This is a genomic window from Allobaculum sp. JKK-2023 (genome assembly GCF_034745455.1).
Lineage (GTDB): Bacteria > Bacillota_I > Bacilli_A > Erysipelotrichales > Erysipelotrichaceae > Allobaculum.
Genome location: NZ_JAYERV010000003.1, coordinates 709426 through 733652, shown reverse-complemented (window position 1 = coordinate 733652; position 24227 = coordinate 709426). Strand labels below are relative to the sequence as shown.

The window sequence follows — 24227 nt, the reverse complement described above, 5'->3', positions numbered from 1 at the left end:
GCCGTAACTCGCTACTGCTGACTTATAGATTTTTATAATTAAGATGTAAATCACCTATCAAATCTGACTTTTTCAAAAACTGCAAAACATCCGTGAAATCCAAAACCCGGGTTCGGGTATTCTTTTCAAATTCCTCTTTTTCAGCGCGCAGATCGGTAAAGACCGATGTCTGCAAAAAATCCATTCTTCTGGCAATGTCCATAAAAAACCTCCAAAGCATCTGCCTGATATGCAGCAGGTCCATACGACAGATGCACTGTGTTCATTCTAACAAATCCCCCCTTAAAAAGTTCTGAATGTTTTTCTTGCCTTTTCAATTCGTTTCCGTTATTCTGTTCAAGTCGTAAGGCAGATGCCGCTTCGAAAAGGGCCTCGAAAAAATAAAAAAATCGAGTTGCACTTCTCAAACGAGTCTGTTAGAATATACGAGCGCTTAGGGGTATAGTTCAATGGTAGAACAACGGTCTCCAAAACCGTTGATGTGGGTTCAACTCCTGCTACCCCTGCCATTTCGAAAGTATCGGTATCTCATCACTGAGGTGCCGTTTTTTTTTGCTTTTGTTCTTCTATGCTTCTGTGTTTTTTTATTTTTTTGAAAAGACGAAATCCAGCTTGTTGCCTGGAGTTGAAATAAGGAAAAATGGGCAGAAAGTGAACTGGAAAGACGCTGAACAGAACCGGATTGAAAAAGGAAAACGCCCTTTTGCATTCCAGAACAAGTTTTTAAAGAGTTCTGCGAAAATAAGACCATCAGGAGGAAGTTCTTATGCATGAACAACAGGCAATCCTGCAAATCGAACAGGCAGCAGGGCGTGAATATACATATCTGGGGGAGGATAAGAGTTTCTTCAACAGCATCGGTCATTTTGAAGTGCTCGATGATATGAACTGCTGCGCCCCTACAAATTCGGTTCTGTTTGCGTTTTATACCAAAAACCGCAGAAAAGTCATGAGCGCAGAAGAGTTTCTGGAATTTTTTGCCCATTGTCTGGAAAGAAAAGAGAGTCCAGAAAACGAATAAATTCGAATCCATCGAATGATCAGGAATCTGCAAAAGGCGGCTCGTGAATACCCAGTCAGAAAGAGAAGTCGTTTTAGTGGAAAAGCCAGAGAGACTCCGGTATTCTTGGAAAACGAACCCAAAACTGAAGAACAAGAAAAAGGCAGGCCAGATCCTCGAAAGGATCCGGCCTGCCTTGATTCATTTTGAGACAAAATGGGTTTGATTCATTCAGTGGACTGCCCGCAAAACTAAGCAGCCTGGTGAGCCGCTTCAGTTTCCTGGGCGGTTTTGGCGGCATCGGCACTTGCCTTGTTGGCCGCAATCAGAGCTGGCAGTTTGTGTTTGGCGTAGCGGTAGAACATGAAGGCAGTCGTAACGGAAGCAACAACATCCGAGATCGGTTCAGCCAGGAATACCGCAAAGACTTTGTCTGGGATAAACGTTGGGAGAATGTAGATCAATGGAATCAGCAGAATGATTTTTCTGAAGACAGCCAGAAACAGGGAAGTCTTTGCGTTGCCAAGAGATACAAATGTCTGCTGGCAGGCAATCTGCATGCCGAAGATACAAATTCCAGCAATGTAAATGCGTAAAGCCCAGCTTGTGTATTCAATCAGCTCTGGAGTTGACGTAAACATCCGGGCCATCATTCCTGGTGCGATTTCGCAAAGCAGGCAGATACTGATGGAATACGTTAAGCAGCAGGTCAGCAGCAGTCTGAATGTATGCAGGACACGATCTTTGTTACCCGCTCCAAAGTTATACGACAGAATTGGCTGACCGCCCTGACAAAGCCCCTGCAATGGAAGAACCGCAAACTGCATCACGGAAGACAGAATGGTCATCGAACCAACGGCTAAGTCGCCGCCATAGCGCATCAGCGAAGTGTTGAAACTGATGGTCAGCAGGCTTTCGGTAATCTGCATGATGAAGGGGGACAGACCTAAAGCCAGACATGGACCAAGAATCCGGAAGTTCAGACGCATATATTTCTTCTGAATGTGCAGATAGGAGTGTTTCGAGTTTAAAAACCAGAGCACGAAGATGGCGGAGACACCCTGGGAAATAATGGTAGCCAGAGCAGCCCCTTGAACTCCCATGTTGAACACGAAGATAAAGATCGGGTCCAGAACAATGTTTAACAAAGCGCCAATACATACAGTGGCCATGCCCCACATGGAGTAGCCCTGAGCATTGATAAACGCATTCAGACCTAAAGCGACCTGAACGAAGATGGTTCCCATCGCATAAATCCGGATATAGCTCCAGGCATATGGCAGCGTGGTTTCACTCGCACCAAAGGCAAGAAGCAGATCCTGACCGAATATTTCAACAATTACAGTCAGAATCAGGGCAATGAGGACCAGCAGAGTAAACGAACTGGAAAGAATCCGTTCAGAGGTTTCTTTATCGTTGCGGCCTAAAAAGATCGCCGCCCGCGGGGCAGCCCCCATGCACACCAGCGCCGCAAACGCGGAAACGGTGGTGATCAGCGGCATCGTAACCCCAAGTCCGGTCAGGGCTGCGTAGCCGACGTTTGGAATGTGCCCAATGTACATCCGGTCAACAATGTTATAGAGAACATTGATGATCTGGGCGGTAATACAGGGAATCGCCAGTGAAAACAGAAGTTTGCCAACGGGTGCGGTTCCCAAATCCGGTTTAGCGGATTGGTTCTTTTTCATAAGATCAAGTTTTCATCCTTTCTTAATATTTCCAGTACGCTTATGACGCTATGGAAATTGTACGTTGATTGATTCACTTTTTACAGTGCTCAAAATCGGCTTAAAGCCAGACGGTGCTGAATCTGGCAGTTGATCTGAGAACAGGCAAATGAAAGGCGTAACCAGAGGGCAGATGATTAGAATGGAACCAGAAACAGCTGCCCAGTCAGTCAAATTGCTTGTCTGTAGATCAAAAAGAATCCAGATAGGATGATATCATCTGATTCTGATTAAAGGATTTCAATCCATCATAAGGAAACCGCTGCAAGATCGGTGCGTTCTGTTGGATTTTGAAAGCAAGACAAGGCAATCAAGGAGTTCTATGTCAAAAATCGTTCCGAACTATTCTTTCCAGCAGGGAATGCTGCATGTCCACATTTTTTCCTGTAAACAACCCGATGCCCCCATCATTTATCTGCATGATCTGAATGGCTATGGCCGCCAGATTCTTCCCCTTTTAAAAGACTATCCATCTTTTCATCTGGTGACGATCACCATTCCTGACAATCTCTGGTCGCACATTCTGGCTCCATGGAATACCCCGGTTGGTTTTCCGGAGTATGTGGCCTGCACCGGTGGTGCGCCGGAATACCTCAAAACATTTGTCGAAGAAATCATTCCGCATGCGGAAAGCCTGCTGCCGCCTGTTTCATGGCGGGGAATTGCAGGCTATTCGTTAGCCGGTCTGTTTTCGATTTACGCGATGTGCGAAACCGAGTTGTTCGACCGGGTTGCCAGCGCCTGTGGTTCGCTGTGGTTTCCAGACTTTGAAAACTGGTTTACCCGCCACCTTCCTTTGAGACTGCCAAAATCTGTCTATTTTTCTTCAAGCCGGAATGAATACTATACCACCAATCCATTTCTGGCCCCAAACCAGAAAACAACTGAGTCCATTCAACACTGGCTGGATCGCCACCATGTCCAGACCACTTTTGTACTCAATCCTGGAAACCATTATCAGGATGCCATCCCCCGAACAGCGGCCGCTGTGGGCTGGATTCTTGAAAATCCGCGCGGCTAGAGTGAAAATTAATTTTCAATCGAAAGGTGAAGGAAGGACCTTAATGGATCGCCTTCCCTTTTTTATTGCCGCTTTTCATGCGGCCTCAAGCCAGGGAAAGTAAAAATACACGCAAAGGAGTGCCAAGAAAAAGGCCAATGAAGAAAACCAATGAAGAAAACCAATGAAGAGGCCGATGAAGAAAATCGTCCCCAGGCAAGAAAGGCTGGCTTGGGCGTCTGTCTGAAGACTGAAAAGAGCAGGATTTCTTTGGGACATGCCGCTTCTTGCCAAAACGCCTGTTTTGAATGAACCGGATTTGGTGATTTTTTTGCGGAAAAGAGATGGAATTGACAGGCTGTAAGGGATCACTGACGACTGTACAAAACAAATAGTGTGGTTTTTCGTATAATTGAACCATCCGTAACTTTATGGAACTCTTCCATAGAGGCGGTAAAGCGGATATTTCTGCTTTTCCAATGGTATCACTGCCATTTTTACAGATCGTTTTGCGGCTGTGACCAGAAATGATCTGTCTGATTGACGATTTTAAGTCAGATTTTGCATAAGAAAGGAGGATCTGATGTCGAGAGTCAAGAGTTGGATGAGCAAGATCCAGGCAGTGGGCGATCGTCTTTATCGTCCCTTTACAAAAATTAAGAGTCTGCCGCTGCGGGCAGTCGCCGTTTCTTTGTGCCTCAGTTCTGTGATCTGGTTTGCGGCCGCTCTGATCATTCGACTGGCCCCTTTTGGGGATGAGTCTTTATGCACCAATGACGGGTATGCGCAATATATGCCGTTTTTATCGGAATTCTGGTCAGTCTTCAGAGAAGGCGGGTCAGTGCTCTACTCGTGGCATGGCGCTCTGGGGTCAAATTTCTATCTGACCATGGCTTATTACCTGTTCAGCCCCTTCAGCTTTCTGGTGCTGCTTTTTGACAAAGCACAGATTCCAAGCGCGGCCAATCTGATCATCATTCTCAAGAATATTCTTGTGATTGTGATCATGGCCTGGTATCTGGCGACCAGAAATGCCCGCAAGAATGGCATTGCGCTGGCGGTTGCCTGTGCGATGGCTTATGGCTTTGGGTATTACTTTTTAGGCTATGCGGTCAATTTCATGTGGATGGATTCCATCGCCCTGACGCCATTGATGCTTTATGGTCTTGAGCGGATCAATACCCGCAAAGGACGATGGTTTTATCTGCTTTCCTTAACGGGAGCAATTTTGATGAACTTTTATATGGGCGCCATTCTGTGTATTTTCCTGTTTCTGTATTTCGTGGTCATCGAATGGAAATGGAACAGGGAAGGCTGGAAGGCGGCCGGGTGGTTTGCCGCCTGTTCGATCAGTGCGGCCCTTTGTGCGGGCATCATTTTATTTCCGGTGATTTATGGCATGCTCATGGCCAATGCCTCACGCATGAGTCCGCCGGATTTTGAAATTTTCAATGACTGGAAGTATTTCTTTTCCAGACTGCTGCCAGATGCAGGCGTGGTGCGCATTACCCATAATCGCGGAACAATCAATCTGTATATGGGCACGGCTGTACTCTATGGCTGTCTGCTCTACCTGTTTTCACCCCAGCCATCCAGAAGAACCAAATACGGCCTGTTGTTTTTATGCCTGCTTTATCTTGCAGCCACGCAGGTCAGCTGGCTGAACTACGCGTTTCACGGATTCTACCTGCAGCGCCAGGTTCCAAACCGGTTTGCTTTTTTGGTGGTCTTGCTGGCGACACTCATGATGGAATCGGGTTTCCAGTCGATTAAAAAGCTGAAGTTCTGGAAGATTCTGAGTGCAGGGATCATCAGTGCCGTGTATTTTGGAGTGATTGTGGCCCTCACCGACAAGGATCGGCTCTGGCTGGCCTTTCTGCTTCCAGCTGTCTGTGTTCTTTATCTGCTGGCGGCCATGCTCAGACGCCGCAAGGTCATCAGCCTGCTGGTGGCGGTTGAAAGTGTTGTTGGCCTGACGATGGTTGCTCCAGGTTCGCTGGATGAAAGCTTTACGAATATGTCGGCTTACATTGAAGCGGCAAGAATGACTCCAGGAGGCCGGGCGGAGATCGAATGTTCAGATATTGCCAATGCGCCAACGCTGTATGGCATGAATGGGGTATCAGCCTTTAACTCGGTCATCAACCCGAAAACAGCTTCCTTGCTTGGCAAGCTGGGCTTTGCGAGCGGGGAAAACTATTATCGCTTCTTTGGCTACAACCCATTGAGTGCTTTGTTCTTTAATATCCGCTCCATCACAACCAAAAAGAATGCTGTTCTTCCGTATCCATACGTTAAGACGGTGGAAGTCCAGGACATGGAAGTCTGGACTTCACCTTATGAAATCCCGATTGGTCTTTGCCTGGAAGACCCGGATGTAATTTTGAGTTCATCCAATAAGTTCGACAACAACAACGAACTGTTCCCAGATGCCTTTATTGACTATGAACTCACCGCCAAAGGCAGCGGCGACAGCACATTCAAGAGGGAAGATGGCGTTTATACATTCACTGACATCAAAGCGGATGATCTCAATGTCCTGACGCTTGATCCCGTAGAAGCCGATAACTTTTATCTGTATGCCAAAGTTGATGGCACCAAGAAATTTACGGTTACGTACAATGGCAAGATCATGGCTGACAATAAATACGAAGGCAACATGGTCTACATCGGCGATGTTCTTCCTCAGGATAAGATCCAGATCAGCTTTAAAGCGGAATCGGATAAAGAAAAAGCAACAGTTCGACTGCAAGGAGCGATCCTGCCCAATGCTCACATTGAAGCTGCGGCTGAGTATCTGATTGACAACGGTCTGAAAGAGGAAAAGATCGACAAGAATGTCATTACGGGCACTTACCATACCGACCACGAACAAACGATGATCTTTACGGTTCCATTTGATGAAGGCTGGAAAGCCCAAGTCAATGGCAGACGAGTGGAAACTTCGGCCTGGCAGGATGCCCTGGTTTCCATTCAGGTTCCCGAAGGCGACAGTGAAATCAGGCTTGTCTATATTCCAGCAGGCCTGAATCTGGGAATCTTTGCGAGTGTACTTGGTGGAATCAGTGCGGCTCTGATTCTGGGGGGGCCTTATGTCATGGATCGCAAAAAACAAAAAGCCTCCAGAGCCAATCCGCCAGAATCCAATGGCGAGAGTTTTGGAGTGCCTGGTTATCCGGTTTATTTTGGTGAGGATGCCAGACCATCCACGGTTGTTGATCTTTCGGAAATCCGGCAGGAAATACCAGCTCAAAGAGAAGAAGAGCTGCAGACGATCTTTGACGAACCGCAGGAAGATCTCGAACCAGCAGAAAAATCGGCTCAGCCAGAAACTTCTGAAAAATCGAAAGATTTGGAAGATAAGGTCGCCACGAACGTAGCCGAGCAATCAGGAAATCCTGAAAAATCAAAAGAAGTTGAAGACCAGTCCCAAAATGGACGGATTTTAACAGATAGTTCACAAACGCCAGAGAAAAAAGTCGAAAGTTCTGGAGACCAGAATTGACCCATTGAACCGGCAGAAGACGAAAATCAGAATCTCAATTGACGAAAGAGGGATTTTCAGTCGTCTGAACGTCACCTTCTCAGATCACGAAGCACCCCTGTCCTTGCAAAGAAATACTTTGCAAGGACAGGGGTGCTTTTTTCGTGTTCAAGAAAACAGGAATCGGCATCAGAAACCAAAAAAGAGAGAATACGCCCTCAATCAGAGAGAACACAGATCCTCTGCGTCTAACTTCCGTTTCAGTCTGGTCAATGAGCAACAGAGAAGATCTGAAAATAAGACTATGCTAACTTAAATAGCGAGAAACGCCATTTTTTGGCAGTAAATGACTGTTTCTCTGTTAAAAACAACTGATTCCAATCTGAATCCAATTATAGAGGAAAAAACTGCCTGTCTTCCAGTTGACTTCAGCCATTTATCGCCTGCTGAAGAGTGGATTCAGACTGGATGCGATACCGATGCCGTCAGCAGCTTTGAAAAGAGAGAGGCCTTTGACTAAGCTGCTGCCAGGCAAAACAGCCTATGCTGTTTGAAAACTAGAAACCAATATTGGCAAGACCAATTACAATTAAAGGAGAATTTTATGAGCAATCAAGAAACAATGTTCTGTTTCCAGTGTCAGGAGACGGCCGGCAATCGCGGCTGTACCCGTGTTGGTGTCTGCGGAAAAACGTCCGATGTGGCCGCTATGCAGGATCTTCTGATCGATACCACCAAAGGGTTGAGTGCGATCACCACTGAGCTGCGCAAAGAAGGAAAAGCAGTCGATCAGGATATCAACCACCTCATCAGCCTGAATCTGTTTACCACCATTACCAATGCCAATTTCGATCGGAAAGTCATCGAGATGCGCATTGAAAAGACTCTTGAAAAAGAAAAAGAGCTGCTCAGCCAGCTTGAAGACACATCCGCTTTGCCTGAGGCATCCCTCTGGCAGGGTGGAAAGGATGAATATATGGACCGGGCAGGCAAGGTTGGTGTGCTGGCAACAGAAAATGAAGAGATTCGCTCTTTGCGCGAATTGATTACTTACGGTTTAAAAGGCCTGGCTGCCTACTCCAAGCATGCCAACGCTCTGCTCAAAGACAACGAAGAGGTCGATGCCTTCATGCAGCGTGCCCTGGCCGATACCCTGGATGATTCGAAGAGTATCGAAGATCTGGTTGCTTTAGCCCTGGAGACAGGTAAATATGGTGTTGATGGCATGGCTTTACTCGATGCAGCCAACACTGCTGCCTATGGCAATCCGGAAGTGAGTAAAGTTGAGATTGGAGTGCGCAATCGGCCGGGTATTCTGATTTCCGGCCACGACTTGCGGGATCTGGAAATGCTTCTCGAACAGAGTAAAGACAGTGGCGTCGATATCTACACTCACTCTGAAATGCTTCCTGGCCATTACTATCCAGCGTTCAAGAAATACGATCACTTCGCGGGCAACTATGGCAATGCCTGGTGGAAGCAGAAAGAAGAGTTTGAATCCTTCAATGGTCCAATTGTCATGACCACCAACTGCATTGTCCCGCCAAAAGACAGCTACAAAGACCGTTTGTGGACTACAGGAGCAGCCGGATATCCAGGATGTCGACACATTCCAGGAGAAATTGGCGAAGAAAAAGATTTTTCGGCTGTCATTGAACAGGCAAAACAATGCAAGCCGCCAGTTGAAATCGAACAGGGTTCCATTGTGGGCGGTTTTGCGCACAATCAGGTTTTCGCACTGGCAGACCAGATTGTCGAGGCGGTTCAGTCCGGTGCCATCCGCAAATTTGTCGTGATGGCAGGCTGCGATGGCCGGATGAAATCTCGCGAATACTACAAAGAGTTTGCCGAAAAACTTCCAGAAGATGTCGTGATCTTGACCGCCGGCTGCGCCAAGTATAAATACAACAAGCTTGATCTTGGTGACATCAACGGTATTCCGCGGGTTCTGGATGCTGGTCAGTGCAACGACAGCTACTCTCTGGCTTTGATTGCCTTAAAGCTCAAGGAGCTTTTTGGTCTGGAGGATATCAATGATCTGCCACTGGCTTTCAATATTGCCTGGTATGAGCAGAAAGCCGTCATTGTTCTGCTGTCGCTGTTATATCTTGGTGTCCATAATATCCATCTTGGACCAACTCTTCCAGCGTTCTTGTCGCCAAATGTTTTGAAAGTACTGATCAATGAGTTCAATATCGGCGGCATTACCAAAGTGGACGAAGATCTGAAAACGATGATTGGCTGAATCGGTTCACAACGCATCTTGGTACACAATGCAATGCGTTCTGATTTGTAAAGGATGCAGAATACAAAAATACGGCAAGCTTACAGAATAGATTTCTGCAAGCTTGCCGTATTTTTTGTTTGTGTGTTTTGCTCCTGCCTGAGCTTTTGTTTTTAATTGTGTGTTTTTACTCTTGCTCAGATTTTTACTGCTTCTTTTCTTACTTGAAGACAACAGTCAGCGGATCCCGGCTGGCGGGATATTTGCCTTCCAGCTCGTCGATGGCCTCCATTTCATTTGGGGTCAGTTCAAAGTCAAAGACATCGAGATTGGACTGGATCCGATCGGGATGAACGGATTTGACCAGGGGCAGGGTGTTTTTTTGCAGGGCATAACGGACGCACACCTGGGCGACGTCTTTGCCATGGTCTTTGGCAATGATGCGCAGCAGCGGTTCTTCTAATACTCGCCCGCGTCCTAACGGGCTCCAGGCTTCAACCAGGATGCCATGCTTTTTGCAGTACTCTAATGTTTCAGGCCATGTGCAGCCGGGGTGAAATTCAATCTGGTTGACCATTGGGACAATTTCCATTTTCATCAGCGGATCGAGCTGCTGGGGCAGAAAGTTGCACACGCCAATGGCTTTGACTTTTCCTTCTTTATACAGATCAATCATCGCTTTCCAGGAGTCCTGGTTGATCTGGGACCAGGTATCCGGATATTCAACCGGATTGGCCGGCCAGTGAATCAAGAACAGATCCAGATAGTCCAAGCCCAGTCTTTGCAGGGAATCCTGGCAGGATTGTCTGACGGCATCGTAGCCGCGGTGGTCATTCCAGACTTTGGACACCACAAAGAGATCTTTGCGGTCCAGCCCGCTGCTGGCGATAGCTTTTCCTACGCCTTCTTCATTTTTATAGAAAGCTGCTGTATCAATATGGCGATAACCCGCATCCAGAGCGTCTTTGACCACCTGGCAGACGGCTTCGTTATCGATCAGATAGGTTCCAAAACCGGGGGCGGGAATATGAGTTTGATTGGAGATCGTGAAATATTTTTCGTTGGAATATTCCATGGGCACAGTTCACTCCTTCTTTATTTACGATCATGTTTGCGATCATACAGGATCTTGCGATCCCGGTTACGATGGCGGATCCAGTTTCCGACGATCCAGGTTTAGTTCTGGAGTTCTGTCTTTTTGTCGGTTCAGGCCCAAAAGACAGTAAGCTTCAGAATTAATCTTGTTTTTCAGTCTGGAAAGGAGAATGGATCCGTCAGATAAACCACTATCAGTATAGGCAACAATGTTAAAAAGAACATTGAAAGGCGTCAGGATAATGACAGCGTAAGAAATCTGACCACTTGTTCACGTTGAAAGCCAAAGCCATGCCGGCCTGGCCTCGATCAGAAGATAAGATCGGATGCGGCAGCCAAGGGACCAGCTTTTTGCAGACTGGAAAGGAAAAGCAATCCGTAAAGGCATCCGGATATCCAATAACGCCATGAGCCTATTGTTTTACTTTTTAGCGCAGCTTCGAAAAATATGCCGGGCAGATGCTCTTTAAAATGTAAGAGGAAAGATAAATGAGCCAGATCGGCCAAATTGGTCAGGAAAATGGGCATGGGCGGTGGAGGTTTTGATTTTACTATCAGGCTCGATATACTTATATTCGGTTTTGTTTTTGCAAAATCGATAAGGAGATATGAAGAGTATGAGTACCCAAGTCGTAGTCGGCACCCAGTGGGGTGACGAAGGAAAAGGAAAAATCGTAGACGTTCTGGCCGATCGAGCTGATATGGTCGTTCGCTTCCAGGGCGGAGACAACGCGGGACATACCGTTGTTGTCAATGGCAAAAAACACGTGCTGCATCTGCTGCCAAGTGGCGTATTGCGTGACGAGGCTTTATGCGTCATCGGACCGGGAGTTGTATGCAACCCATTTGTTCTGCTGAAGGAAATGGAAACCCTGAAAGCCAGTGGAATGTCAACGGATCACATCCGTATTTCAGACCGGGCCCAGATTCTGATGCCTTATCACTGCTACCAGGATGAACTGGAAGAAAATTCTGCTTCTCATAAAATCGGAACCACCAAACGCGGGATTGGTCCCTGCTATCAGGATAAATATGCCCGCACTGGCATCCGGTATCACGAATTTAAAGATTTTGAACATTTCAAAGACCGTTTAAAAGAAAGTGTAGAACGGAAAAACAAACTGTTCACTGACGTCTATGGCGCCAAACCGATGGACTATGACCAACTGGAAGCTGACTTTGCGGCGATCCACGATCAGATTGTTCCCATGATCATTGAAAGTATTCATGTTGTGAATGATGCAATTGATGAAGGCAAGAACGTTTTGTTTGAAGGCGCCCAGGCTGCCATGCTGGATATTAACTATGGAACTTATCCATATGTAACATCATCCAGCCCGACGGCTGCTGGTGTGACTGTTGGAGCCGGCGTTGCGCCTTCCAAAATCGATCAGGTGATCGGTGTGGTCAAAGCCTATTCTACCCGTGTTGGTGAAGGTCCATTTGTCACGGAACTGCTCGATGAACAGGGGGACTGGCTGCGTGAACATGGATTTGAATTTGGCGCTACAACGGGCAGACCTCGCCGTTGTGGATGGGAAGATCTGGTTGTCATCAAACATGCCAATACCATCAATGGCCTGACGGATATCGTTTTAACGAAACTTGATGTTCTGGGCGGCCTGGAGGAGATCAAAGTCTGCATCGGTTATGACATCGATGGCGAAATCATCGACTATGTTCCATCCGACCAGATGGATGTCGCCAAAGCGCGTCCGGTTTACAAGACCCTTCCAGGCTGGAAAGAAGACATTTCTAAATGTACCACATGGGAAGAACTGCCACAGGCAGCCCGTGAGTATGTCCAGTTCATTCAGGACTTCACCGGGGTACCTGTTTCCATGATTTCCGTTGGCCCGGACCGCATCAACAATATTTATCTGGGCAGCAGACTTCTGCCAAAAGAAGACTAGTTGAACAGATCCAGCTCAATCTAAGACAAGCAAAGCCGCCGATCGAAAGACCAGCGGCTTTTTGAGTGGAAGAAAACAGGGAAAACGAAAAGGGAAGGAAACAAAAAAGTCGGAAAAGAAAAATCAATTCAGAGCAGTAACCACGCTTTGGCTTCTTCACTTGAACTGTTCCAGGTCTGTTTCCTGACTTTATCTTCTGTAGGTCTGCTTCCTGACTTTTACTTTTTGCCGGATGGAAACTGGAAGGCATACATCAGAATGCTTCCGGCAATTGCGGCATTGAGCGATTCAAAGGAAGCCATTTCGATATGGACCAGCTGGGAGCATTGCTCAAGCAGCTTTGGACGGATGCCCTGGCCTTCATTGCCAATCATGATCGCAAAGGAGTCGGGAATCGCCAGGTCATGGAGTTCTCTGGAGTTTTGATGTAAAGCAGCACCAAAAACGGGAACATCATTGGACTTCAGCTTTTCAATGGCCTGACATAAATCCTGGCTGATCACTGGAATATGAAACAAAGCCCCCTGTGAGGACTGGATTGTTTTGGGTCCATATGGATCGGCACAGTTTTCTGACAGGTAAACGGCTTCCAGGCCAAAGCTGACGGCCGAACGGATCAGCGTGCCTAAATTGCCGGGATCTTGCAGATGGTCGAGCAGCAGGACCTTACGGGGTGTCAAATCCAGACTGATTTGGGGCTTCTGGCATACGCCAATGTAGCGGGCGTCACTTTTCTGGGCGGAGAGCTTGTTTAAAACGAGCTGGGAACAGAAAGTCACTGGTGCATCTGAAAAGACAGGCTGGTCAGAAAGCTGATAAACGTGTTCGAGCAGTCCTGCCTGGCTCGCTTCTTCTAACAGATGCCAGCCTTCAACTAAAAATCGGCCGGACTGATCGCGTTCCTTCTTGGTTAAAAGACGGGATAACGCTTTAATGGTGGAATTTTGAGTAGATTCGATTTTCATAGTTTCAGTTTAGAAAGGGCACGAATTTGAGTCAATTGAAAGGGCCGTTGTTGATTTAAAGCATTGAATTGTTACAATGGTTCCAAGCGTCGAAGGAACCGTGGCAGATTCAGGCGGCTTGCAGAGAGTCCTGGGGTGGTGAAACAGGGCAGCCAAGTGTCTGTGAATTCATTCCGGAGCTGGAGGATAAAACCTCCCCGTTTCATACGGATATCATGACAGAGTGTGTCAATTCAGGACGAAGCGAAATGGTACCGCGGGGAATTCCCCGTTTTCGCATTCGTCCTTTTTTTATTTTTGAAAGGAGAACCTATGCCAAATTTTGAAGAGCTTAAAAGCGAAATCGCAAAACGGTTTGATGAAGCCGATTCGCTGGAAGCTTTAAATGATCTGCGCATTGAATACCTGGGTAAAAAAGGAAAAATCGCGGATCTGATGAAACAGATGAAATCTGTTCCGAAAGAAGAAAAACGTGAATTCGGTCAGGCAGTCAATCAGATCAAGACCGAAACTTCCGCATTATTTGACGAAAAGAAAAGGGCTTTAGAAGCTAAAGCCCTGGAAGAAAAACTGGCCAGTGAAACGATCGATTTAACCCTGCCTGGCCGCAAGCCTGCCCATGGCAACCTGAACCCGTTAACCCTGATCGAACAGGAACTGGAAGATCTGTTCATTGGTCTTGGCTATCAGGTCATCGAAGGGGATGAAGTGGTAGACGATCTCTATTGCTTTGAAAGGGCCAATATTCCTAAGGATCACCCGGCCCGTGACATGCAGGATTCCTTGTATCTGGATCCTGAACACCTGCTGCGTACGCATACCACCGCCATCCAGATGAAAGTTCTGGAGCAGGATGCGCCAAATCCAATTAAGGTTGTCTGCCCAGGCAAGGTTTACCGTCGAGATGATGACGATGCCACCCACTCTCATCAGTTCATGCAGATGGAAGGCCTGGTCATCGGGGAACACGTCCCTCTTTCTGACTTGAAGGGAACCCTGGAATTCTTCGCCCGCAAGATGTTTGGGGAAGAGCGTGAAATCCGTTTCCGTCCTTCCTTCTTTCCATTCACGGAACCTTCCGTTGAAGTTGACGTTTCCTGCCACATGTGCGGCGGAAAAGGCTGCCCGACCTGCAAAGGAACCGGATGGATTGAAATCCTGGGCGCCGGTGAAGTGAACCCGAAAGTGCTGGAAATGGCCGGCTATGATTCAACCAAGATGAATGGCTTCGCCTTCGGTATTGGTATCGAACGTGTTGCCATGCTCAAATATGGAATTGACGATATCCGTCATTTCTACACCAACGATCAGCGGTTCAATGAACTCTTTGATCGGATGGACTAAGGAGGGCAAACGATGAAAATCTCTGAAAAATGGCTCAGACAGTATATGGACTTAGGCGATCTGAGCATGGAAGACGTCGCCAAAGCCATTACCGATGCCGGATTTGAAGTGGAAGACGTCATTCCAATGTCCCAGGGAACCAACCTTGTCATTGGTGAAGTTCTGAGCTGCAAAGATCATCCGAATTCTGATCACCTGCACTGCACAACGGTAAACATTGGCGATGAAATTGTTCCAATCGTATGTGGGGCTCCAAACGTTGCCGCTGGCCAGAAAGTCATCGTGGCCAAGCCTGGTGCAGTTCTTCCAGGTGGTGAAATTAAGTCGGGGGTAATCCGTGGCGAAGTGAGCAATGGCATGATTTGCTCTTTATCGGAACTGGGTGTCGATAAACACGCCTTAAGTGAAGCGCAGTTAGCTGGCATTGAAGTGCTGCCGGAAGATGCTCCGGTTGGATATGACAATCCAAGAGAATATCTGGGGCTGGATGACACGGTTCTGGATGTTTCCTTAACGCCTAACCGTGCGGATTGCCAGGCGGCCTGGAACATGGCAGCCGAAACAGCCGCCATCTTAAAGAAAGACTATAAGTTGCCTGAATGCGAAGGGGCTTCGGATGCCGGTGCTGATGTCGATACCCGCCTGGTGGTTCACTCTGAAGCAGCAGGCTGCCCACACTTCTATGGCAAAGTCATTAACTCTGTCACTATCAAGGAATCCGTTCCATGGATGAAAGAACTGCTGCGTGCTTCTGGCATGCATTCGATCAACAACGTGGTCGATATTTCCAATATCGTCATGTTAGAGACCGGCCAACCCATGCACTTCTACGACATCAACGCCCTGCCCGCGCAGGAAATCACGGTCAAAGAAGGCCTGGATTGCGAGTATACCGCTCTGGATGGTGTGACTTACCATCTGCAGCCAGAAGATCTGGTCATCACAACGGAAAACAAACCAATCGGTATTGCTGGGGTTATGGGAGGCGATGACTCAAAGATTGAAGAAACCACAACCGGTCTGATCATTGAATGTGCAAGCTTCAATCCGGTCAAAATCCGCAACACGGCCCGTCGCCTGAACCTCAATACCGAGTCCAGCATCCGTTACCAGAAAGGCATTGAACCACTGGCAGCGAAAAAAGCTATTGACCGTGCGGTTGAGCTGTTGGTTGAATATGCCGATGCCAAAGGAATTGAAAAAACGGTTGAATATGGTTCGGCCAACTTCGTGCCAAGAACAATCACCACAACCTTAGATCTGCTCAATGGCCGTCTGGGCACTGCATTCAGTCTGGAAGAAGTTGTCGACGTGTTTGATCGTCTGAACCTTCAGCCGGTTGTGGAAGGGGAAACCATTACCGTAACCGTTCCAAGCTCCCGTACAGATCTGGAGGGTATGGCCGACCTTTCTGAAGAAGTGATCCGTATGATCGGCTATGATCGTCTGCCTTCGACTCTGCCAGTGATGGAAATGACCGAAGGAAAATTGAACCCCCAGCAGCGTCAGCGTCGTTTCATCCGGACCCTGCTGACCGAAAACGGTCTGCAGGATGCGATCACGTATACTTTGATTTCCAAAGCGAAAAAAGAGGATGCAATCTACTCCACGGGTGAATCTCTCGAACTGCCTGTCCCTCTTTCCGAAGAACGACGCTACTTGCGTACATCCATCCTGCCTTCCTTATTAGAAAGCGCAGCCTGGAACCTTGCCCGCGGCAACAAGAACGTCAACCTGTTCGAGATCTCCGAACTGACAAGCAAATCCGGCGTCATCGAACACCTTGCCATCGTACTGACGGGCAGCCTTGATGAAACCAAATGGCTCAAGGACAGCACACCGGCTGATTTTTATACGCTTAAAGGTTTGATTGAAGTGTTGCTTGAACGGCAGGGAATTGGTGAAAATCGTCTGTATTTCAAACCGAACAAGAAAGACACAACTCACTTCCATCCAGGCCGTTCCGCTGAGGTGTATATCGGTAAAGATCTGATCGGTCTGATGGGTGAAATTCATCCAACTTATGGGGTTCGCACTGGCGTCAAGAATGCAGTGATTGCGGAACTGGATCTGGACAAAATCCTGAAAACCAAGAAGTCCAAAGTGAAATTCGTTCCTGTTTCCAAATACCCATCTGTTATTCGTGACCTGGCCTTTGTCGTTGAAAAAGACCTGCCAGCCAGCCGGATCATCGATGTCATCAAACGTTCCGGTAAACTTGACAAGGAATCCGTTGTCCGCAATGTTGATGTCTTCGATGTTTACGAAGGGGAACACGTTGGTGAAAACGAAAAATCGATTGCCTTGACCATGACTTTCCAGTCTGACAAACAGACTCTCAATGAAGAAAAGATCAATACTGTCTTCAATGCCATCATTGATGCGATTCAAAAACAGTGTCATGCCAAACTTCGTTCCGCCTGACCCTGATATCCAGAAATTTAAAAGCAGAGGAAAAAACCTGAAGGTTTTTCCTCTGCTTTTTTTGAATGTGTGGGCGTGCCCAATAGTCTGGAGAGATTGGTCAGCCGTCGGCAATCTTGGACGTTTATTCATTCAACCAACCAATCAACCAACCAATGAGTGAGTGAGTGTGGTTTGTTCCTGAGCAGGATAAAACGTCCGCGTTCCATTTCTGATTTTTGAGAGAGCATAACGCCTTTACTCAATAAAGAAGGAAATGAGCAATTGGATATCAAAAAAATTCTCGAAACTGGACTCCGGTCTTCTTCTGTCGATTGCAACACGAGATTTTAAATCTTCAAAGTTGAGGCCTATCTTGTCGACTGAGAAAGGCGAGTGTCCAAAGCCGAAACATTCAGAAAGGAAGGCTGAGTTTGAGAGTCCGGGAAAAAATTTCGCCAAGTTCTTCAATCAGATCCGGATCCAGCGGGTCGAAAAAGCCCTGGACATCCGAGTCGAGATCAAGAACGCCCATGAGAATATTGGAGGGCTTGAGCGGGATCACCAGTTCGCTTTTGGAACGGGCATCGCAGGCAATATGGCCAGGGAAACTATGGACATCGGAAACAATCATGGGGGCATTGGCATCCAGCGCGGCTCCAATGACTCCCTGATGAGCAGGGATTTTCATGCAGGCGGGAAGTCCCTGAAATGCATCTATATAACAATCGCCAGTTAATGGATTCAGCAAGTATATCCCGGCCCAGGTAATATGAGGATCGGCATGAAATAAAGCGGCAATCTGGTTGACGAGAATGCTGTTAGCGGGCAGGGCAGGATCGTAAAATGATTGCAGCTGACTGCAAAGAGAATAGTCAATCATAACAGTTTTTCTCCTTTTCAATTGAACTGCCATCAAAAGACGCCAGGCTTCACGATGGTCAAGAGGCAAAAATGTCTTGAATGGATGCTGGCTTGTTGATGGAGTTTCGGGATTAGACTTATTTTAACCTGTTTGTCTTTAAATCCATATGATGTTTTACAATTGTGGCTTTTCTATTTAAGAAAAGAAAGTCATCCTAAACCAGATCGAGCAGAATTGAATCGAATCAAATCGAATCAAATTGGCTTGCTTTGACTTCATGGTTCGTGACTCGGCTCTAAGAAAACAGAGGATAAGGAAGAATGAAAACTGGAAATAAATTGGAATTAAAGTGCTTTTTATATAAAATCAATTTAAAATGTTAAAACTTATTTTATAAAACAAATTATTATGTTGTACAATCGGTAAAGAATTGGAAATTGCATATTCTGAATCATTGTTCGGTCTTTCTGGATCGATTCTGGGATTCGATGATCAATTTTTCTTCCGTGGATAGTCAGGTAAAAGTACACTGCACGCAATCCGGGTAAAAAAACAAAAATCGGCTTTTGCTCAACAGGGTTAAGCTTGATCAAGAAGCGGGAGTGTTTTTCCAGAACATTAACATTGACTGGACAGTTTGATCCATGCGGATGAGGATTAGGGATGAGAAGAAATAAACAGCAGAAAAACCAGTCTGATCTTTCACAGATCAGACCAGAACTGGCCGGCCAGAAAGAAAAGGATCGAGCATTAAAGACGATTTCTGTTCAATCCACGATGCCAGAGCGAATCTGTCCAGTCTGGAGACAGGATCAGGAACCAGAGGTACCTCGAATTCATTCCCGCGAGGAATTTCAGGACTATTTTCTGCCAGCCGCCCTGGAAGATCTGGACAAGATTACTTCTGCCAATACAGATGGCGTGAAAGTTCGGTCCGGTAAGCGAATTCGGATTGAAAGCGGACCAACTTGTTTTTACAGCTTTACTGCATGTTCGAGTTTTCGATTTACGACAGGCCATAAGGTCAGCCTGATTGTCAAAAAGCAGGCATATTCCTGCCAGGTGGTTGAAACCGAAGGAATGACAGTTGTTGTAAAGATTGGCCGTGATTTGGGCGCGCGTGTCAGTATGGCGGTAATCACGGAAGAATCCTTGTCTGGTCTGCTGTCAGTCATCGACTGGATGAAAAGAGGAATGCCAGGAAAGAATCCTCGACTACTGGATCAGCTCATTCAGGCGCCCACTCGTACTGACCTGATCTGTGATGAATTCCAGACGTCCCAGCAGACGGCGGTTGAAAAAACACTCCGTCAGCCTGTCTGCTTTATCTGGGGGCCGCCTGGAACGGGCAAAACGACAACAATCGCAAAAATCGCCAACGCCTTAATTCAGGATGGTCGCCGGGTTTTGCTTCTTTCCATGGCAAATGTTGCGGTGGATGAAGCGGTTTTGAAACTGAAAGACCAGGCCCACCAGCATCCAGGAACGATTCTTCGGTATGGCTATCCCCGGGATCCTTTGATCCTGGAAGATCCGGATCTGTATTCTACAAGACGAGCCCACCACCAAAATGCAGAGATTGTGAAGCGGATTGACGAGCTTGTCGAAGAGCTCTCTTCGCCTCTTGACAGTGAAGAGCGTGAAAGTATTCGAGATGAACTGACTTTTTTACGCAGGCGTCTGGAAATAGCTGAACTCAAACTGATTAACGAAGCGAGATTTATAGCTTCAACCATTGCGCTCCAGCAAACCAAATTGGAACTGTTCCACACCTCTTTTGATACGGTGATTGTTGATGAAGCGAGCATGCTGGATGTACCGACGATCTTGCAGGCGGCAAGCCGCGCAACGAAAAGTTTTGTCTGTCTGGGAGATTTCCGCCAGCTTTCCCCTATTACTTTTTCTCGAAAAGGATTGTTGAATATCGATTTGTTCCAGTATTGCCAGATTGCGGAGGCCGTTTTGAAACAAAAAGGTCATGTATGGCTGACGATGCTGAACGAACAGTATCGAATGCCGCCCTTTTTAAGTGACTTGCTTTCTTGTTCTGTCTATAACTCTTTGCTGCACACTGCCCCCTTACGACTTGCGCAAAGCGATCAGGGAGAAAAGACAATCCAGGATCAGGACGAACGACCAGAATTCAGCCCGGATGATCAAAGAGGGCAGGATTGTTTACCCGCCTGGACCAGGTTTGAAAGCGTTCCGCTCTTATTTCTCGATCTTTCAGGACTGGGAAACTTTCAGCAGCCCGGACTGTCGGGTTCAAGAATGAATCTGCTCAGCGCCATGACAACAGTTACTCTGGCAGCTTATTTTGCGTTTAAAGGAACAGTTGGCATTATTACTCCCTATGCCAGACAGGCCATGCTCATCCAGAACCTGCTGGACCAGACTGGCTTGAATGAACTTTCGATCTGGAACGATTCTGAACATCCATCCAATGAAAATGTTCTGAATTCCAGGCGCATCAAGGCCAGCACAGTCCACCAGTTTCAGGGAAGTGAGCGAGACTATATCTTGTTTGATACCGTCGAAAGCTATGGAAGAAATCGTCCAGGCGTAATGGTAACAACCATGCATAATAATGAGTCTACCCGACTGATCAATGTAGCCATTTCCAGGGCCAGAAGACAGTTTATCCTCATATCCAACCAGGAGTATCTTCATACCAGCAAGCTTGATAATAATCTTCTTAAAACGATTTATAATCTTGACGGATGTGATCAGCAGGCAGGCAATGGCCAGCTTCTTCATCTTGGCGGAAAAGAGGTGCTGAATGTTCTTGATTTTGCGCAGAAAAACCTGGAGCAAAGGCAGAGCTTATGGAAGGAATTTTCTGGGACCTCTTTTCCTACTTTTCCCTGGTCTTATCGACAGGCAGACAATTCTGAAGCTCTGTTTGTGGAATATCTGAAGTCAATTAGTCGTGCCCATAAGGAAATTCGGATTGACATTCCGACCTGGAATTTTTCAAAAGACCATGGTGAACGACTCACCTATCTTCTTGGGTCCGTTGCCCGTCACTGCCGACTGGTCATTCGATGCAACGATAAGGCTGAACTTCCCGAAAGTCTGCGTCAGTACAGTGCGGCTGGTTATGTACTGGAAAGTGCCACTTTGATTGACCGCAATGAATGCTGGATCAATCAGCCTTTAGTTGGCTGCGCAAAATTTTATGAAGAAAAATTACCTGAACGAAAAGAGTGGATCTTTCCAGTCTTTTATATTCAGAATGGCGAGACTGCTTTAGAAATTGAGCAGTATCTTGAAATGTTGAATGTTTATGATCGAGAGGTGAGTGATGATTTGTCTTTAACTGCTTCTCGTCAGTCGGCTTCCTTTTCAGGATACATCAGCGCTCAGGCAAGATGCTCGTGCGGGGGAAACGTGCGATACCTGTACTCCAAAAAGTTCAATAGACCTTTTCTTGTCTGTGATTCCTGTAAGAAGTACTATCTAGTGACTGTTGAGATGGCAGAGGGCTATCTGAACCGCGACCCTAGAAAGCCAGTGACTTGTCCAAGGTGCGGGGGAAGACTGTATGCGGTCAGTCGAGGAGGAGGCGGAATATTTTTTCGCTGCGCAAATGATCCCCATCATACGTTTTCACTTCACAAAATCTGAAGGCGGAATGTCCAGCTTATCAGGCTTTGGCTGGACGTTTCCTCAAGGCAGCAATAGACAGACTGTGTCCCCTGAAATTTTTCAGGCGATGATTTCAGGGGATACTGCTTGCTGCCGCTTTTGTTTGTTAGAGGATAGGATAGCATCTGGGAGTAAGGCGGTTGAGGAAGTTGTTGAATCAGTGCCGGGCTTCTATTCTATTGCAAAATTCGATGCTGAACAGGGTGGATAAAAAAATTGACAAACCAAGCCCAAATGAGGTATAAAGGATAAGCTGTTTTTCGCTTCGAAGGACAGTGGGAATGCCAGAGGGATACACAAAAGTGCCCAAGGGCAAGATTCTATAAAATCTAAAGTTGTGAATTTGCAAAATATTTTCACAAAAGTGCTTGACCCGGGATACTGCCCGGTGTTATAGTAATTGAGCGTTAAGAAAACACGGCAACAAAGCCGCTGATCTGACGCGAATCATCTTTAGATATCGAAGAAATCATCGATTGTGAAATTCTTAAAAATATTTCACGAAAGATGTTGACTTCTGGATCTGCTGATGATAAGATAAACAAGCCTTGTGAGGGAAATTGATTCGCTCACAAACAGATGGCTCTTTGAAAACTCTGATTACAGACAATTCAATATTCGAAATTAACACGTCGATTCTTGAAACAACACTTAATACTTCAATAATCAATTCACGAAATATAAACGCAATAGCGTTGAGTCAATATCAAATGGAGAGTTTGATCCTGGCTCAGGATGAACGCTGGCGGCATGCCTAATACATGCAAGTCGAACGGAACACTTTTGTGTTCAGTGGCGAACGGGTGAGTAACACGTAGATAACCTGCCCATATCCGGGGGATACGCTTTGGAAACGAAGTCTAAAACCCCATAGGAAAACAGAAGGCATCTTCTGTTTTTGAAACAGGCCCTAAAGCCTGGGAGATGAATGGATCTGCGGTGCATTAGTTAGTTGGCAGGGTAAAAGCCTACCAAGACGATGATGCATAGCCGGCCTGAGAGGGCGATCGGCCACACTGGGACTGAGACACGGCCCAGACTCCTGCGGGAGGCAGCAGTAGGGAATTTTCGTCAATGGGCGCAAGCCTGAACGAGCAATGCCGCGTGAGTGAGGAAGGTTTTCGGATCGTAAAGCTCTGTTGCAGGTCAGAAAAGAAGGGAAGAGGAAATGCTTTTCTTTTGATAGTAACCTGCCAGAAAGTCACGGCTAACTACGTGCCAGCAGCCGCGGTAATACGTAGGTGGCAAGCGTTATCCGGAATGATTGGGCGTAAAGGGTGCGCAGGCGGCGTGGCAAGTCTGAAGTGAAAGGTACGGGCTCAACCTGTACAGGCTTTGGAAACTGCCACGCTCGAGGACAGGAGAGGGCGGTGGAACTCCATGTGTAGCGGTAAAATGCGTAGATATATGGAAGAACACCAGTGGCGAAGGCGGCCGCCTGGACTGTTACTGACGCTCAGGCACGAAAGCGTGGGGAGCAAATAGGATTAGATACCCTAGTAGTCCACGCCCTAAACGATGAGGAGCAGGTGTCGGGGGTAATGCCCCGGTGCCGAAGCTAACGCAATGACTCCTCCGCCTGGGGAGTATGCACGCAAGTGTGAAACTCAAAGGAATTGACGGGGGCCCGCACAAGCGGTGGAGTATGTGGTTTAATTCGAAGCAACGCGAAGAACCTTACCAGGCCTTGACATGGGATGCGAAGACTTAGAGATAAGTTGGAGGTTAACATCCACACAGGTGGTGCATGGTTGTCGTCAGCTCGTGTCGTGAGATGTTCAGTTAAGTCTGGCAACGAGCGCAACCCTCGTGATCTGTTACTACCAGTAAGATGAGGACTCAGATCAGACTGCCGGTGACAAACCGGAGGAAGGCGGGGATGACGTCAAATCATCATGCCCCTTATGGCCTGGGCTACACACGTACTACAATGGCGCCTACAGACGGAAGCGAAGCTGTGAAGTGGAGCGAACCCGAGAAAAGGCGTCCCAGTTCGGATTGAAGTCTGCAACCCGACTTCATGAAGTTGGAATCGCTAGTAATCGCGGATCAGCATGCCGCGGTGAATACGTTCCCGGGCCTTGTACACACCGCCCGTCAAACCATGGAAGCCGGCAACGCCCGAAGCCGATGGCATAACCTGAAAAGGAGTGAGTCGTCGAAGGCGGGGCCGATGACTGGGGTTAAGTCGTAACAAGGTATCCCTACGGGAACGTGGGGATGGATCACCTCCTTTCTAAGGAGAAAGTACAAGGAAGCATTAAGTAACTAAGTTGGAGTCTGTAACAGAGTTTTGGAAGAGCGATCTTCCAGGCTGGAATTCATCTTCTTCTCGAAGAACAAAGTTCAAAAGAGAAGTACAGAAGAAACAGTCTAAACCATGGATCTTTGAAAAACGAACATCAGTATAAGACATAACAGAAGGTCTGACGTAAGTTGTAAGTAGCAACGTTACGAAAGTAACCGACTGAAAAGAGAAGAAGAAATTCGATCTTTGAAGTCACAAGATTTACCAAGTCAGAAAACAGTTAACAGTTCTTATTAGAAAAATCTCGAAAA

At 47.0% G+C, this 24227-nt stretch carries 13 protein-coding genes, 1 tRNA gene and 1 rRNA gene; 10 read left to right on the top strand and 5 right to left on the bottom strand.

Going from position 1 to position 24227, the window contains the following annotated elements; all coding sequences use genetic code 11:
• Positions 1 to 22: 22 nt before the first annotated feature.
• Positions 23 to 202: a hypothetical protein gene (locus U4956_RS03025; RefSeq protein ID WP_323088957.1), complete on the bottom strand. Its 180-nt coding sequence runs from the start codon at positions 200 to 202 to the stop codon at positions 23 to 25.
• A gap of 233 nt (positions 203 to 435) precedes the next feature.
• On the opposite strand from U4956_RS03025, the gene U4956_RS03020 reads away from it, so the two are divergent.
• Positions 436 to 509, top strand: a tRNA-Trp gene (locus U4956_RS03020).
• A gap of 257 nt (positions 510 to 766) precedes the next feature.
• A complete protein-coding gene (locus U4956_RS03015) occupies positions 767 to 1021 on the top strand; it encodes a hypothetical protein (protein WP_323088956.1) in 255 nt (84 codons plus the stop codon).
• Between the two features lie 230 nt (positions 1022 to 1251).
• Here the strand turns inward: U4956_RS03015 and U4956_RS03010 are convergent, their stop codons facing one another.
• On the bottom strand, positions 1252 to 2688 hold the full coding sequence (locus tag U4956_RS03010) for an MATE family efflux transporter (RefSeq protein WP_323088955.1): 1437 nt from the start codon (positions 2686 to 2688) through the stop codon (positions 1252 to 1254).
• 361 nt (positions 2689 to 3049) lie between these two features.
• Here U4956_RS03010 and U4956_RS03005 point away from each other — a divergent pair, with 361 nt between their 5' ends.
• From U4956_RS03005 to hcp, 3 genes are all read left to right on the top strand, one after another.
• Positions 3050 to 3748 carry an alpha/beta hydrolase-fold protein gene (locus tag U4956_RS03005; RefSeq protein WP_323088954.1) on the top strand — a complete coding sequence of 233 codons (699 nt, stop codon included), beginning with the start codon at positions 3050 to 3052 and terminating at the stop codon, positions 3746 to 3748.
• 562 nt (positions 3749 to 4310) lie between these two features.
• Positions 4311 to 7232: a YfhO family protein gene (locus tag U4956_RS03000; RefSeq protein WP_323088953.1), complete on the top strand. Its 2922-nt coding sequence runs from the start codon at positions 4311 to 4313 to the stop codon at positions 7230 to 7232.
• Between the two features lie 583 nt (positions 7233 to 7815).
• A complete protein-coding gene (hcp, locus tag U4956_RS02995; protein ID WP_323088952.1) occupies positions 7816 to 9456 on the top strand; it encodes a hydroxylamine reductase in 1641 nt (546 codons plus the stop codon).
• 199 nt (positions 9457 to 9655) lie between these two features.
• On the opposite strand, the gene U4956_RS02990 is transcribed toward hcp, so the two are convergent.
• Positions 9656 to 10510: an aldo/keto reductase gene (locus U4956_RS02990; RefSeq protein ID WP_323088951.1), complete on the bottom strand. Its 855-nt coding sequence runs from the start codon at positions 10508 to 10510 to the stop codon at positions 9656 to 9658.
• Positions 10511 to 11147: 637 nt separating this feature from the next.
• On the opposite strand from U4956_RS02990, the gene U4956_RS02985 reads away from it, so the two are divergent.
• Positions 11148 to 12443: an adenylosuccinate synthase gene (locus U4956_RS02985; RefSeq protein WP_323088949.1), complete on the top strand. Its 1296-nt coding sequence runs from the start codon at positions 11148 to 11150 to the stop codon at positions 12441 to 12443.
• Between the two features lie 218 nt (positions 12444 to 12661).
• Here U4956_RS02985 and U4956_RS02980 read toward each other — a convergent pair whose 3' ends face one another.
• The gene (locus tag U4956_RS02980; protein WP_323088948.1) at positions 12662 to 13408 is read right to left on the bottom strand and encodes an RNA methyltransferase; all 747 of its coding nucleotides are present in this window, start codon (positions 13406 to 13408) and stop codon (positions 12662 to 12664) included.
• 312 nt (positions 13409 to 13720) lie between these two features.
• Between U4956_RS02980 and pheS the strand changes: the two genes are divergently transcribed.
• Together pheS and pheT are read left to right on the top strand one after the other, a co-directional pair.
• Positions 13721 to 14752 (top strand): phenylalanine--tRNA ligase subunit alpha, encoded by a 1032-nt coding sequence (pheS, locus tag U4956_RS02975; RefSeq protein ID WP_323088946.1) that lies wholly within the window; start codon positions 13721 to 13723, stop codon positions 14750 to 14752.
• Between the two features lie 12 nt (positions 14753 to 14764).
• Positions 14765 to 17176, top strand: coding sequence for a phenylalanine--tRNA ligase subunit beta (gene pheT / locus U4956_RS02970; RefSeq protein ID WP_323088944.1), 2412 nt, complete (start codon positions 14765 to 14767; stop codon positions 17174 to 17176).
• A 394-nt stretch (positions 17177 to 17570) separates the two neighbouring features.
• On the opposite strand, the gene U4956_RS02965 is transcribed toward pheT, so the two are convergent.
• Positions 17571 to 18038 carry a GAF domain-containing protein gene (locus U4956_RS02965; RefSeq protein ID WP_323088943.1) on the bottom strand — a complete coding sequence of 156 codons (468 nt, stop codon included), beginning with the start codon at positions 18036 to 18038 and terminating at the stop codon, positions 17571 to 17573.
• Between the two features lie 645 nt (positions 18039 to 18683).
• On the opposite strand from U4956_RS02965, the gene U4956_RS02960 reads away from it, so the two are divergent.
• Both U4956_RS02960 and U4956_RS02955 read left to right on the top strand, forming a co-directional pair.
• Positions 18684 to 21647 carry an AAA domain-containing protein gene (locus U4956_RS02960; RefSeq protein ID WP_323088941.1) on the top strand — a complete coding sequence of 988 codons (2964 nt, stop codon included), beginning with the start codon at positions 18684 to 18686 and terminating at the stop codon, positions 21645 to 21647.
• Positions 21648 to 22375: 728 nt separating this feature from the next.
• Positions 22376 to 23904: ribosomal RNA gene (locus U4956_RS02955) — 16S ribosomal RNA — on the top strand.
• Positions 23905 to 24227: the final 323 nt, after the last annotated feature.

Coding starts and splice junctions, on each gene's coding strand:
- U4956_RS02990 (WP_323088951.1), bottom strand. CDS start 10,510: ATGGAATATTCCAACGAAAAATATTTCACGATCTCCAATCAAACTCAT.
- U4956_RS03005 (WP_323088954.1), top strand. CDS start 3,050: ATGTCAAAAATCGTTCCGAACTATTCTTTCCAGCAGGGAATGCTGCAT.
- hcp (WP_323088952.1), top strand. CDS start 7,816: ATGAGCAATCAAGAAACAATGTTCTGTTTCCAGTGTCAGGAGACGGCC.
- U4956_RS03010 (WP_323088955.1), bottom strand. CDS start 2,688: ATGAAAAAGAACCAATCCGCTAAACCGGATTTGGGAACCGCACCCGTT.
- pheT (WP_323088944.1), top strand. CDS start 14,765: ATGAAAATCTCTGAAAAATGGCTCAGACAGTATATGGACTTAGGCGAT.
- U4956_RS03015 (WP_323088956.1), top strand. CDS start 767: ATGCATGAACAACAGGCAATCCTGCAAATCGAACAGGCAGCAGGGCGT.
- pheS (WP_323088946.1), top strand. CDS start 13,721: ATGCCAAATTTTGAAGAGCTTAAAAGCGAAATCGCAAAACGGTTTGAT.
- U4956_RS03025 (WP_323088957.1), bottom strand. CDS start 202: ATGGACATTGCCAGAAGAATGGATTTTTTGCAGACATCGGTCTTTACC.
- U4956_RS02960 (WP_323088941.1), top strand. CDS start 18,684: ATGAGAAGAAATAAACAGCAGAAAAACCAGTCTGATCTTTCACAGATC.
- U4956_RS02980 (WP_323088948.1), bottom strand. CDS start 13,408: ATGAAAATCGAATCTACTCAAAATTCCACCATTAAAGCGTTATCCCGT.
- U4956_RS02965 (WP_323088943.1), bottom strand. CDS start 18,038: ATGATTGACTATTCTCTTTGCAGTCAGCTGCAATCATTTTACGATCCT.
- U4956_RS02985 (WP_323088949.1), top strand. CDS start 11,148: ATGAGTACCCAAGTCGTAGTCGGCACCCAGTGGGGTGACGAAGGAAAA.
- U4956_RS03000 (WP_323088953.1), top strand. CDS start 4,311: ATGTCGAGAGTCAAGAGTTGGATGAGCAAGATCCAGGCAGTGGGCGAT.